Raw genomic sequence first — 12,432 nt, 5'->3', positions numbered from 1 at the left:
CTGTTCTTTTTTTTTTTTATAACCTCAACCCCCACCCACCCCGGGGGGGGGGTTTGTGGGTTTTAACCAACACACCCCCCCCCACCCCCCCCCTCCACCGGACTCAGTGCGCGGCTTCGGCGAGGTGCTGCGTACCGATCCGCTTGCGGAAGACCCAGTATGTCCACCCCTGGTAGAGCAGGACGACCGGCGTCGCGATCCCCGCGCACCACGTCATGATCGTCAGGGTGTACGAGCTCGAGGAGGCGTTGGAGACCGTGAGGCTCCAGGCGTCGTCGAGGGTGGACGGCATGACGTTCGGGAAGAGCGTCAGGAAGAGCATCGCGACCGCGGCCACGATGGTGACGCCGGACAGGGCGAACGCCCAGCCCTCACGGCCGATCTGGTTGGCGCCCAGCGCCCCGAGCAGGGCGAGCACGGCCACGACCAGCGCGACCAGGCTGGCGGCGTCACCGCCGTCGAACTGCGTCCACACCAGGAAGACCAGCGCCAGGACGGCGGTGGCGATCCCGACCTGGAGGGCGAGCTTGCGGGCCCGCTCCCGGATGTCCCCGACCGTCTTCAGCGCCGTGAACACCGCACCGTGGAAGGTGAACAGGGTCAGGGTGACCAGTCCGCCCAGCAGCGCGTACGGGTTGAGCAGGTCGAAGAAGGTGCCCGCGTACTCGTGGTTCTGGTCGATCTTCACGCCGTGCACGATGTTGCCGAAGGCGACACCCCACAGCAGGGCGGGAACGAGCGAGGACCAGAAGATCGCGTGCTCCCAGTTGGTCTGCCACTTCTCGTCGTCCCTCTTCGAGCGGTACTCGAAGGCGACACCCCGGACGATCAGGCTGACCAGGATGATCAGCAGGGGCAGATAGAAGCCGGAGAAGAGCGTGGCGTACCACTCGGGGAACGCGGCGAAGGTCGCGCCGCCCGCCGTGAGCAGCCACACCTCGTTGCCGTCCCAGACGGGGCCGATGGTATTGATGAGCACCCGGCGCTCGGGCCGGTCGCGGGCGAGCAGCTTGGTGAGGATGCCGACCCCGAAGTCGAAGCCCTCGAGGAAGAAGTACCCGATCCACAGGACGGCGATCAGGGTGAACCAGACGTCGTGCAGTGCCATGACTGTGCAGCTCCCTCGGCCTAGTAGGAGAAGGCCATCGGCTTGTCGGCGTCACGGGAGTCGCCGCCGATCTTCGTGGGCGGGTTGAGATCGGCTTCCGTGAGCTCGGGCGGACCGACCTTGACGTACTTGACCAGCAGCTTGACCTCGATCACGGCGAGGATGGCGTAGAGCAGGGTGAGTACGGTCATGGAGGTGAGGACCTCGCCCTGGGAGACACCGGGGGAGACCGAGTCGGCGGTGGTCAGCACGCCGAACACCGACCACGGCTGACGGCCCATCTCGGTGAAGATCCAGCCCCAGGAGTTGGCGATCAGCGGAAAGGCCAGCGTCCACAGAGCGATCCGCCAGAACCAGGTGGTGGACTGCTCGCCGAGGGCCTTGGTCTTGAAGAGAACCAGGTTCGGCACCTCGTCCTCACCCACCCGCAGGTGCTCGGGCAGCATGAACTTCTTGCGCGTCATCCACAGGCCGACCAGGCCGAGCGCGAAGGAGGTCATGCCGAAGCCGATCATCCAGCGGAAGCCCCAGTAGGTGACCGGGATGACAGGCCGGTAGTCGCCGGGGCCGTACTTCTGCTGCTCGGCCTTGTTGACGTCGTTGATGCCGGGGACGTGCGAGCCGAAGTCGTTGTTGGCCAGGAAGGACAGCAGGCCGGGGACCTCTATGGCGACGGAGTTGTGGCCCTTGTCGACGTCGCCGTAGGCGAAGATCGAGAACGGCGCGGAGTCCTCACCGTTCCACAGGGCCTCGGCGGCGGCCATCTTCATCGGCTGCTGCTTGAACATGACCTTGCCGAGGGTGTCACCGCTGACGGCGGTGAGCAGACCGGCGATGACCACGGTGATCAGGCCGAGACGCAGCGAGCTCTTCATCTCCGGGATGTGGCGCTTGCGGGCCAGGTGGTAGGCCGCGATGCCGATCATGAAGGCGCCACCGGTCAGGAACGCGGCGGACAGCGTGTGGAAGACCTGGCTCAGCGCGGTGTTCTGGGTCAGCACATGCCAGAAGTCGGTCAGCTCGGCCCGCCCCTTGGCCTTGTTGATCTTGTATCCGACCGGGTGCTGCATCCACGAGTTGGCCGCGAGGATGAAGTACGCCGACAGCGCCGTGCCGAGCGCGGTCATCCAGATGGTCGCCAGGTGGATCTTCTTGGGCAGCTTGTCCCAGCCGAAGATCCACAGCCCGATGAACGTCGACTCGAAGAAGAAGGCGATCAGGGCCTCGAAGGCGAGCGGCGCGCCGAAGATGTCACCGACGAAGCGGGAGTAGTCGGACCAGTTCATACCGAACTGGAACTCCTGCACGATGCCGGTGACGACACCCATCGCGACGTTGATCAAAAAGAGTTTGCCCCAGAACTTGGTGGCCCTGAGGTACTTCTCCTTGTCCGTTCGCACCCAGGCGGTCTGCAGGCCGGCCACCAGGGAGGCCAGCGAGATCGTGAGGGGGACGAACAAGAAGTGGTAGACGGTGGTGATTCCGAACTGCCATCGCGCCAGCGTCTCCGGCGCCAAAGCCAATTCCACGTCGTCAGTCTCCTTATGTCGCCGTGGTCACAAGCGGCAGTTTGCCCCGGACGCATCGGACATCACGGGAGCAACCGGGACACGTTTGTGAACGCGTTCACATTCACAAGGATTATGCAGCATGTCTTGAACATGTTCGAGGGCCGGGGGTCCCTGATGCGAACCGGCGGACTCAGGCACACCGTCCCCCGACGACCCTGCCGTGGTGGCCCCTACGGCCCATGGCCGGGCCGGACGTGTGGCACGCAAGCTGGGAATTTCATCGGCCGACACCTTGTCGGCACGCGGTGAGCGGGCGGAGTGATCTTCTTCACCCGCGCACGGCCGCGCCCGGGACCGTGCGGGCCGGAGATCACGGCCCGCGAGCCGAGCGCGGGGCCCGGGTCGGGGCCGGTGCGGGACTCCCGGCCGGCCCCTTGCCTGCGGGGTACCGGGCGCCGTCCGGGCGTACCGGAAGCCGACCGGAGTCCCCGCCGCAAGACGGCCGGAAGCCGAGCGAGCCGGAAACCACCGGAGGCCGGCCGGGCCGGAAACCGAGCCGACCGGGAACCGACCGGGCCGGAAACCACCGCAGCCCGGCCGGGGCCCGGCCGGAGCCCCGGGCCGGGCCCGGACCTGCCGGCTAGAGCTCCCTGCGGAACGCCTCCGCCGCCTTCAGGAAGATGTCGTTCCCCTCGGCCTCACCGATGGTCACCCGCACGCCGTCGCCCGGGAACGGCCGTACGACGGCTCCCGCCTGCTCACAGGCCTGTGCGAACGCGACCGTGCGCTCCCCCAGCCGCAACCACACGAAGTTGGCCTGGCTCTCCGGAACGGTCCAGCCCTGGGCGGCGAGCGCCTCGGCCACCCGGGTGCGCTCGCACACCAACGAGCCGACCCGGCCGAGCAGCTCGTCCTCGGCGCGCAGCGAGGCGATCGCCGCCTCCTGGGCCAGTTGGCTCACCCCGAACGGCACCGCCGTCTTGCGCAGCGCCGCGGCCACCGGATCGTGCGCGATCGCGAATCCGACCCTGAGCCCGGCGAGGCCGTACGCCTTGGAGAAGGTCCGCAGCACGCACACGTTCGGCCGCTCGCGGTACAGCTCGACGCCGTCGGGCACCTCGGGGTCACGGATGAACTCCCGGTACGCCTCGTCCAGCACGACGAGCACATCGCCGGGAACCCGGTCCAGGAACCGCTCCAGCTCGGCCCGCCGGACCACCGTGCCGGTCGGGTTGTTGGGGTTGCAGACGAAGACCAGCCGGGTCCGCTCGGTGATCGCGTCGGCCATCGCGTCCAGGTCGTGCACATCACCCGGCGTCAGCGGCACCTGCACGGCGGTGGCGCCGGAGATCTGCGTGATGATCGGATAGGCCTCGAAGGACCGCCAGGCGTAGACGACCTCGTCGCCGGGGCCGCTGGTCGCCTGGACCAGTTGCTGGGCGACGCCGACCGAGCCGGTGCCGGTGGCGAGGTGGGAGAGCGGGACGGCGAAGCGTTCGGCGAGCTCGGCCGTCAGTCCGGTGCAGGCCATGTCGGGGTAACGGTTGAAAGAGGCCGCGGCCGCGGTGACGGTCTCCATCACGCCGGGCAGCGGGGGGTAGGGGTTCTCGTTGGAGGACAGCTTGTAGGCCACGGGGCCGCCCGCCGCGGCGGGCCTGCCCGGCTTGTAGGTGGGGATACCCTCCAGCTCGGCTCGTAGCTTGGGGCTCGTCTCGCTCACCGCAGTCCTCCTCGTGACCACCGGCGGCCCGTCAGCGCCGCCGGCTTCCCATACTTCTCACCTTATGAGCACGGGGCACCCCTGCGAACGGGGGCCGGCGACCTCGTTCAGCGACCCGCGCCACGGATCCCGGCATGGCTTTCCGGCCAGGAATCCGGACCTCTTCCGGCACGGGAGCAATCAGGGGCATCACCGGACGGAATCACACGAATCAGGGGCGCGTCGTACATATATCTACGCGCCGGTGGCTCACGCCGTGGCGCGCATCGCTCGTGCAGGTGAGTTGAGACCTCTTCGAAACATGAAGAACTTGGCAGGCCCATCCGCTCCGATGCCGCACGTACCACCATGGGATCGTGCAACTGGCTTGCTTTCCAAGGCCGTTGATATGTTTTGACCTTGCAGAAACGTGCCTGTCGATGCCTGCATATGCGTCCGCCCTACCCCACCGCAGGAGCCCTACTATCGGCACGCCATGACAGCAGCAGGGAAGCACCAGGTGAGCCGCGCGGAAACCTCACGCCGAGGCAACAGGCCGGGACGGGCGGGCATCAGGGACGTGGCCGCCGCCGCCGGAGTCTCCATCACGACCGTATCCGACGCCCTGAACGGCAAGGGCAGGCTCCCGGACGCCACCCGCCGCCACGTCCGCGAGGTCGCCGAACGGCTGGGCTACCGCCCGTCGGCCGCGGCCCGCACGCTCCGTACCGGCAAGTCCGGTCTCATCGGCCTGACCGTGACCACGTACGGGGATGAACCTTTCACCTTCACCGAGTTCGCGTACTTCGCCGAGATGGCGCGCGCCGCCACCTCGGCCGCGCTCGCCCGCGGCTACGCCCTGGTGATCCTGCCCGCGACCTCGCGCCACGACGTGTGGTCCAACGTCGCCCTGGACGGCACGGTCGTCATCGACCCCTCCGACCAGGACCCCGTGGTCAGCGAGCTGGTCCGGCAGGGCTTACCCGTCGTCTCCGACGGCCGCCCCGCCGGCGCGCTCCCGGTCACCGCCTGGGTCGACAACGACCACGAGGCCGCCGTCCTCGGCATCCTCGACCATCTGGCCGAGTCCGGTGCCCGCCGCATCGGCCTGCTCACGGGGACCAGCACCGACACCTACACCCATCTGTCGACCAGTGCCTATCTGCACTGGTGCGAACGCGTCGGCCAGGAGCCGGTGTACGAGGCCTACCCGGCGCACGACCCGTGTGCGGGCGCCGTCGCCGCCGACCGGCTGCTCGCCAGGCCCGACCGGCCCGACGCCGTCTACGGCCTGTTCGACCCCAACGGCACCGATCTCCTCGCCGCCGCCCGGCGCTACGGACTGCGCGTCCCGGAGGACCTGCTGCTCGTGTGCTGCAGCGAGTCCACCGTCTACGCCAACACCGAGCCGCCCGTCACCACCCTGTCCCTCAAGCCGCGCCGTATCGGCACCGCCGTGGTGCAACTGCTGATCGACGCCATCGAAGGGGCCGGGACCGACGATCCCGTCGAACAGGTGATACCGACCGAGCTGATCGTGCGCACGTCGTCCCAGCGGCGACCGCCACGCACGACGGTCAGCCCGCCGAGATCACCCGAGCAGGGGTGAACCAGGCCCTCACCGAGGGCCGAACCCCTGCCCAATCGGGGCGAAAACGGCTGTGAACCGGAGTCCGGTCCCGATTCACCACCCCTGGGTCATCACATGGCGCGATCCGCATTCCTATGATGGGCCCACGACACCGCGGGCCGCTGCGACCAGGCAGTCCGAGGAGGTGCAGATGCGGCGCGATGGTGGAGGGGTCTGATGACTCAGGGGGCCGGTCAGGGACCCGAGGTGGAGCGGACGGCGACGTTGCGCGACTTCCGGGTACCGGCATACGTCCACGAGACCGGAGCGTACGACCAGGAAGCGGCCCCCGGTGAGGCCGGCCGGCCGCTCCCCGAGCCGCCGGCGGAGTATCCGGAGGACTACACGCCGACGCAACGCGACCTGCCCGTCATCCACCGCGGTGACACGGTCCAGGTGACCGTCGACCCGGCGGCGCTCGCGGCAGCACGGCCCGCCGACGGTCCGGGCCCGCTCTACGTCGTCGGCGATGTGCACGGCTATCTCGACGAGCTGGTCGCCGCGCTCCGGGAACAGGGCCTCGTCGACGCCGAGGCCCGGTGGTGCGCGGACAACGCCCGCGTCTGGTTCCTCGGCGACTTCACCGACCGGGGCCCTGACGGCATCGGCGTCATCGACCTCGTGATGCGGCTGTCCGCGGAGGCCGCGGCCGCCGGCGGCTACTGCAAGGCCCTCATGGGCAACCACGAGCTGCTGCTGCTCGGCGCCAAACGGTTCGGCGACACCCCCGTCAACTCCGGCGCGGGCACCGCCACCTTCCAGGCCGCCTGGCTCCTCAACGGCGGCCAGAAGACCGACATGGACCGCCTCCAGGACCACCACCTCCAGTGGATGGCACGCCTGGACGCCATGGAACTGGAGGACGGCTATCTGCTGGTCCACTCCGACACCACCTCCTACCTCGACTACGGCGACTCGATCGAGGCCGTCAACGACACCATCCGCGAGACCCTCACCCGTAACGACGCGGACGAGGTCTGGGACCTCTTCCGCAAGTTCACCAAGCGCTTCTCCTTCCGCGACGAGGGCGGCGCCGACGCCGTGCGCTCCCTGCTCGATACGTACGGCGGCACCCGCATCGTTCACGGGCACAGCCCCATCCCCTATCTGCTCGGTGAAGTCGGTTCCGAGGACGGCGAGGAGGGAACGGGCCCGGTCGTCGAAGGACCACACGTGTACGCCGAGGGCCTCGCCATCGCGATGGACGGCGGGGTGACCATGGCCGGAAAACTGCTGGTCCAGCAACTGCCCACGGAGAACTGAGCGTTCACCGGGCGGGCGACCGCGGGCGGCGAGCCCGGGGACAGGGGGGCCGAATTCGGCAAACCCCCTGTCACCACGTGCCGTCGCCGCTCTACCATCGGAATATCCGTAGCAGGCTCCCCTCCGTTTCTGCCCGACGGCTCGTCAGCGTGCGAGCCCCAAGCCCTACGGAGCATCGGGGGATGCACATGAACAGCGTTCCGCAGCACCTGCTGAACGAGGACCGCGTCGAGTTCGAGCGGATCCTCGACGAGGCGCTGCGCTCCGCACCTCAGCACCCGGAACTGGCCGCTGTCACCCAGCGGCTGAACACGGAACAGCTGCGCACCGCGGCGCTCAACGCCTCCGCGCTCATAGCGGCGGCCGCGGCGACCGAGTACCAGCACTATGTGAAGGTCCGCGAGGAACTGCGCCACCCGGCGCCGTCCACCCCGTCGGCCGCCGACCTCACCGGCATCCTGGATCCGGACGGCGCGACGGGGCTCGCCACCACCATGGAGGGCGTCGCGGAGACGACCGGCGCGGGCGCCGTCGCCGTCGCCGCCGTCCTCACTCCCGTCCTCGCCGGAACCGCCGCGGCGATCTTCCTGCTCGTGGGTTACATCCTCAAGATGCTCGACCCGCAGCCGGCGTTCGCCCGGACCATGCTCACCACCGGATGGGTGTTCGGCGCCCTGACCGCGGCAGCGATCCTCGTCGCCGGTGCGGGACTGCTGCTCACGGCCGTGCGCAACCGCCCCGCCCTGGACGACGGACCGTACGGCGAACTGCCGGCGGACGTCGCCGAGGCCAGGGACGCCTGGCGGGAGGCCCTGCTCGAACGGGGCATACTGCCCTTCCTTCAGGAAGCCGTCACCGGGCCCGGCGCGACCGCCGCACCGCCCCGCCCGACCCCGCCGGCACCGACCAGCCGCATACCGCGCCTCGGCTACGACAGCCCCGGATTCAGCAGCCCGGACGACGGACCCTCCCCGGGCCACCGCCCGAGCTTCACGAGCCCGGACTTCACCAGCCCGGACGACGGACCCGCCCCCGGTCACCGCCCGAGCTTCACCAGCCCGGACTTCACCAGCCCGGACTTCGGGGGACCGGAGCACCAGCCCGAGTAGCCCTCGGCCCGCGGACCGAGCAGCCCTCGGCTTGTGTCTCCGGGAGCCGGCACACCGGCCGAACCGGCGCCGACGGCCACAGGGACCCCTCGCGAGGCAGGCCCCTTCTCCGGGGCGGGCCCGCGAGGTCAGTCCGTCACGGGCAGATAGACCCGGTTGCCCGCGGCCGCGAACTCCTCCGATTTCTTCGCCATGCCCTCCTCGATCTCCTCCCGAGTGCCGCCGTGTTCACGGCGGATGGTCTGGCTGATCTTCATGCTGCAGAACTTGGGCCCGCACATGGAGCAGAAATGGGCCGTCTTGGCCGGCTCCGCCGGCAGGGTCGCGTCGTGGAACTCCCGTGCCGTGTCCGGATCGACGGCCAGGTTGAACTGGTCCTCCCAGCGGAACTCGAAGCGGGCGTCCGACAACGCGTCGTCCCAGGTCTGCGCGTCCGGGTGCCCCTTGGCCAGGTCGGCCGCGTGCGCGGCGATCTTGTAGGTGATCACACCGGTCTTGACGTCGTCGCGGTCCGGCAGGCCCAGATGTTCCTTGGGTGTCACGTAGCAGAGCATCGCCGTACCCCACCAGGCGATCATCGCGGCACCGATGCCCGAGGTGATGTGGTCGTACCCGGGAGCGACGTCCGTCGTCAGCGGGCCGAGCGTATAGAACGGAGCTTCATCGCAGATCTCCTGCTGAAGGTCGATGTTCTCCTTGATCTTGTGCATCGGGACATGTCCCGGGCCCTCGATCATGGCCTGAACGTTGAAACGCCTGGCGATCCGGTTGAGTTCCCCGAGCGTGCGCAGTTCCGCGAACTGCGCCTCGTCGTTGGCATCGGCGATCGAGCCCGGTCGCAGACCGTCACCCAGCGAGTAGGTGACGTCGTAGGCGGCCAGGATCTCGCAGAGCTCCTCGAAGTGCTCGTACAGGAACGACTCCCTGTGGTGCGCCAGGCACCAGGCCGCCATGATCGAGCCGCCGCGCGAGACGATGCCGGTCTTCCGGTTCGCCGTCAGGGGGACGTACGCCAGCCGGACACCCGCGTGGACGGTCATGTAGTCCACGCCCTGCTCGGCCTGCTCCACGACGGTGTCCCGGTAGATCTCCCAGGTCAGCTCCTCCGCCCTCCCGTCGGTCTTCTCCAGCGCCTGGTAGAGCGGAACCGTGCCGATGGGCACGGGGGAGTTGCGCAGCACCCACTCACGCGTGGTGTGGATGTTGCGGCCGGTGGACAGGTCCATGACCGTATCGGCGCCCCAGCGGGTCGCCCAGGTCATCTTCTCGACCTCCTCCTCGATGGAGGACGTGACCGCGGAGTTGCCGATGTTCGCGTTGACCTTCACCAGGAACCGCTTGCCGATGATCATCGGCTCGCTCTCCGGATGGTTGACGTTGGCGGGCAGCACGGCCCGGCCGGCCGCGATCTCCTCACGGACCACCTCCGGAGAGACGTTCTCGCGCAGTGCCGCGAACTCCATCTCCGGCGTGATCACGCCCCGTCGCGCATGGGCGAGCTGGGTCACCGCCGTACCGTCCCGGCCGCGGCGCGGCTGCCGGGGCCGTCCCGGGAAGACCGCGTCGAGATTGCGCAGGCCGCCCCGCGGCGAGGTGTGCCGGATGCCGTCGTCCTCCGGGCGCACCGGCCTGCCCGGATACTCCTCGGTGTCACCGCGGGCGGTGATCCAGTTCTCCCTCAGCGGCGGCAGACCCCTGCGGACATCGGTACCGACGAGCGGATCGGTGTACGGGCCGGAGGTGTCGTACAGCGCGACCGACCGCCCGTCGGTGAGATGCACCTGACGGACCGGCACCCGCACATCGGGGCGCGAACCCTCGAGGTACGCCTTGTGCCAGCCGACGGACCCCGCGGCCTCCGGGGACCGCCCGTCCTGGACGGAGGCAGGCGTGCGCACGTCCTTGTTGGTCATGAGACCTACTCCCTACGCCGGCATTACCCGGTAACAGGTTCGGCGGTCGGCGCAGCGGTTCACCGTCGTCCGGTGTTTCCCGGTGAAACAGCACTCGTTCCACGTGAAACATCGCGAAGACGGAGGTCAGCGCCCTCTCAGCCCGGTGCTCCGAGCTCCCGCGTGTGCAAAGGTGCCTCCACGCTAGCGGCACATGTGACGCGCTGAACAGTGGGCGCCCGCCGTTCTTGCGATGATCTGGCGGTGACCTCGACGCACCAGCCCCCACACCCGCCGCCGCCCGGGCCGCACGCCGGTGACGGACCCGGTCCCCCGCCGGACCTCCGAGGCGGCCACGGGCACAGCCACAGCCATGGCCCGGCGGCGCCCGTCTCCAAGCGGCTGCGCAAGGTCATCGCGGCGGTCCTGATCCCGTTCACCGTGGCGGTCGTCGCGGGACTCGTCGTGCTGTGGCCCGGTGACGCCCCCGCGCACAAACGCACCGGTGTCGGCTTCGACCGGCAGTCGCACCAGGCGACGGTCACCGAGGTCGTGGGCGTGAGCTGCAAGTCCGTGAACGCCTCGGGCTCGGTGCCGACAGGCGACACCGCCGGCACCGGGAACACCGCCGGGGCGGAGAAGGAGGGCGGCACCTGCAAGAAGGCGACGATCCGGGTCGACACCGGAAGCGACAAGGGCAGGACCTTCACGGAGATCGTGCAGCCCGACCAGTCGCGGCAACTGCACCAGGGCGAGAAGGTCGTGGTCGCCTACGAACCCTCGGCGCCGAAAGACCTGCAGTACTCGGTCGCCGATGTGAACCGCAGACTGCCCGTGGGACTGCTCGCCGCCGTCTTCGCACTCGCCGTGGTCGTGGTGGGCCGGATGCGCGGTGTCATGGCGCTGGTCGCACTGGCCGTCAGCTTCCTGGTGCTGACCCTCTTCATCCTCCCGGCGATCCTGGAGGGCTCGGATCCGCTGGTCGTAGCGGTGGTCGGGGCGAGCGCCATCATGCTCATCGCCCTCTACCTGTGCCACGGTCTGTCGGCCCGTACCTCGGTGGCGGTGCTCGGCACCCTCGTCTCCCTGACCCTGATCGGCGTCCTGGGCTCCCAGTTCATCGGCTGGGCCGCACTGACCGGCAACACGGACGACAACACCGGTCTGATCCACGGTCTGTATCCGTCGATCGACATGAGCGGTCTGCTGCTCGCCGGTGTCATCATCGGCTCGCTCGGCGTCCTGGACGACGTCACGGTCACCCAGACGTCCGCCGTGTGGGAGCTGCACGAGGCGAATCCGTCGATGGGCCGGCGGGCGCTGTACCGCGCCGGTATCCGCATCGGCCGCGACCACATCGCCTCCGTGGTCAACACCCTCGTCCTCGCCTACGCGGGCGCGGCGCTCCCCCTGCTGCTGCTGTTCTCGATAGCGCAGAGCAGCGTGGGCACGGTGGCCAACAGCGAACTCGTCGCCGAGGAGATCGTCCGGACGCTGGTCGGCTCGATCGGGCTCGTCGCATCGGTGCCGGTCACCACGGCACTCGCCGCCCTGGTGGTCGCCGCCGACCGCCCCGGCCCGCAGCAGGCTCCCGCGGATCCGGCGCAGGCTCCCGCACGCGGGGGACGGGGACGGCGCCGCAAGCGCTGAGAACGCCTCAAGGGCGCTTCTGAGGCCCTTGGAGGACCGGGACGGGGACGGCGCCTGAAGAAGCGTTACGGCACCGCCCTGGGCCTCACCGGCCGCCCTCAGCCCGCGTTCTGTTCCTCGGTCAGGATCCTGTCCAGCACGTCGTCGAGACGGTCGTCGAGGTCGGCCCCGGCACCCTCCTGGCCGATCGGCACCAGCCGGTCGGTCCGGTCCAGAAAAGCCACCAGGGGCGCCGCCCCGGAGCGGAACAGGGCCTGTTCGCCGCCCACCTGAAGCCGGATCAGCACCTCGCCGGCCGACTCCCCGTCCGCGGGCGCGATGCGCACATCGCCGTCGCCGGTCGGTGCGCCGATTCCGTCGACCATCAGCTCCCGGGCGAACGTCCAGGTCACCGGGGCGTCGCCGGGCAGATGAAAGGTCAGCCGCACGGCGTAGGGATCACAGGTCTCGTAGCGCAACTCCACCGGGATCCGGAACGAGAGCTCCTCGGAGACGAGGAAACTCATCATGACTTCTGCCTGTACGGACTCGCCCATCGCCTACCCCGCATATGACACCGACTGGCCGGGA

9 protein-coding genes and 1 riboswitch are annotated in these 12,432 nt (G+C 69.2%); of the genes, 4 read left to right on the top strand and 5 right to left on the bottom strand.

Annotated elements, in window-relative coordinates:
- Positions 1-103: 103 nt before the first annotated feature.
- The 3 genes from cydB to hisC form a co-directional block, all read right to left on the bottom strand.
- Positions 104-1,108 (bottom strand): cytochrome d ubiquinol oxidase subunit II, encoded by a 1,005-nt coding sequence (gene cydB, locus ABZ862_RS23910; RefSeq protein ID WP_360961338.1) that lies wholly within the window; start codon positions 1,106-1,108, stop codon positions 104-106.
- Positions 1,109-1,128: 20 nt separating this feature from the next.
- On the bottom strand, positions 1,129-2,637 hold the full coding sequence (locus tag ABZ862_RS23905; protein ID WP_360961335.1) for a cytochrome ubiquinol oxidase subunit I: 1,509 nt from the start codon (positions 2,635-2,637) through the stop codon (positions 1,129-1,131).
- A gap of 622 nt (positions 2,638-3,259) precedes the next feature.
- Complete coding sequence (hisC, locus tag ABZ862_RS23900; RefSeq protein ID WP_360961332.1) at positions 3,260-4,339, bottom strand: histidinol-phosphate transaminase; 1,080 nt, start codon at positions 4,337-4,339, stop codon at positions 3,260-3,262.
- A 475-nt stretch (positions 4,340-4,814) separates the two neighbouring features.
- Here hisC and ABZ862_RS23895 point away from each other — a divergent pair, with 475 nt between their 5' ends.
- The 3 genes from ABZ862_RS23895 to ABZ862_RS23885 all read left to right on the top strand — a co-directional run bounded on the left by ABZ862_RS23895 (position 4,815) and on the right by ABZ862_RS23885 (position 8,320).
- A complete protein-coding gene (locus ABZ862_RS23895) occupies positions 4,815-5,927 on the top strand; it encodes a LacI family DNA-binding transcriptional regulator (RefSeq protein WP_360961329.1) in 1,113 nt (370 codons plus the stop codon).
- A 198-nt stretch (positions 5,928-6,125) separates the two neighbouring features.
- A complete protein-coding gene (locus ABZ862_RS23890; protein ID WP_360961326.1) occupies positions 6,126-7,211 on the top strand; it encodes a metallophosphoesterase in 1,086 nt (361 codons plus the stop codon).
- Positions 7,212-7,393: 182 nt separating this feature from the next.
- Positions 7,394-8,320, top strand: a complete 927-nt coding sequence (locus ABZ862_RS23885) for a hypothetical protein (protein ID WP_360961324.1) — start codon at positions 7,394-7,396, stop codon at positions 8,318-8,320.
- A gap of 128 nt (positions 8,321-8,448) precedes the next feature.
- Here the strand turns inward: ABZ862_RS23885 and thiC are convergent, their stop codons facing one another.
- A complete protein-coding gene (thiC, locus tag ABZ862_RS23880; RefSeq protein WP_360961321.1) occupies positions 8,449-10,233 on the bottom strand; it encodes a phosphomethylpyrimidine synthase ThiC in 1,785 nt (594 codons plus the stop codon).
- A riboswitch (TPP riboswitch) is annotated at positions 10,226-10,405 on the bottom strand. Its footprint overlaps the gene before it by 8 nt.
- A gap of 71 nt (positions 10,406-10,476) precedes the next feature.
- Here thiC and ABZ862_RS23875 point away from each other — a divergent pair.
- Positions 10,477-11,862, top strand: a complete 1,386-nt coding sequence (locus ABZ862_RS23875) for a YibE/F family protein (RefSeq protein ID WP_360961319.1) — start codon at positions 10,477-10,479, stop codon at positions 11,860-11,862.
- A gap of 98 nt (positions 11,863-11,960) precedes the next feature.
- Here ABZ862_RS23875 and ABZ862_RS23870 read toward each other — a convergent pair whose 3' ends face one another.
- Complete coding sequence (locus ABZ862_RS23870) at positions 11,961-12,398, bottom strand: SsgA family sporulation/cell division regulator (RefSeq protein ID WP_360961316.1); 438 nt, start codon at positions 12,396-12,398, stop codon at positions 11,961-11,963.
- Between the last annotated feature and the right edge of the window lie 34 nt (positions 12,399-12,432).

It is taken from the genome of Streptomyces sp. NPDC047000 (assembly GCF_040644295.1).
Taxonomy (GTDB): Bacteria; Actinomycetota; Actinomycetes; order Streptomycetales; family Streptomycetaceae; genus Streptomyces.
The sequence above is the reverse complement of the archived record's forward strand: the minus strand, read 5'-3'. Positions and strand labels throughout refer to the sequence as shown.

What these genes read in the sequence shown, in the direction of transcription:
- cydB (WP_360961338.1), bottom strand. Translation starts at nt 1,108, where the DNA reads ATGGCACTGCACGACGTCTGGTTCACCCTGATCGCCGTCCTGTGGATC.
- ABZ862_RS23895 (WP_360961329.1), top strand. Translation starts at nt 4,815, where the DNA reads ATGACAGCAGCAGGGAAGCACCAGGTGAGCCGCGCGGAAACCTCACGC.
- ABZ862_RS23890 (WP_360961326.1), top strand. Translation starts at nt 6,126, where the DNA reads ATGACTCAGGGGGCCGGTCAGGGACCCGAGGTGGAGCGGACGGCGACG.
- ABZ862_RS23885 (WP_360961324.1), top strand. Translation starts at nt 7,394, where the DNA reads ATGCACATGAACAGCGTTCCGCAGCACCTGCTGAACGAGGACCGCGTC.
- thiC (WP_360961321.1), bottom strand. Translation starts at nt 10,233, where the DNA reads ATGACCAACAAGGACGTGCGCACGCCTGCCTCCGTCCAGGACGGGCGG.
- ABZ862_RS23870 (WP_360961316.1), bottom strand. Translation starts at nt 12,398, where the DNA reads ATGGGCGAGTCCGTACAGGCAGAAGTCATGATGAGTTTCCTCGTCTCC.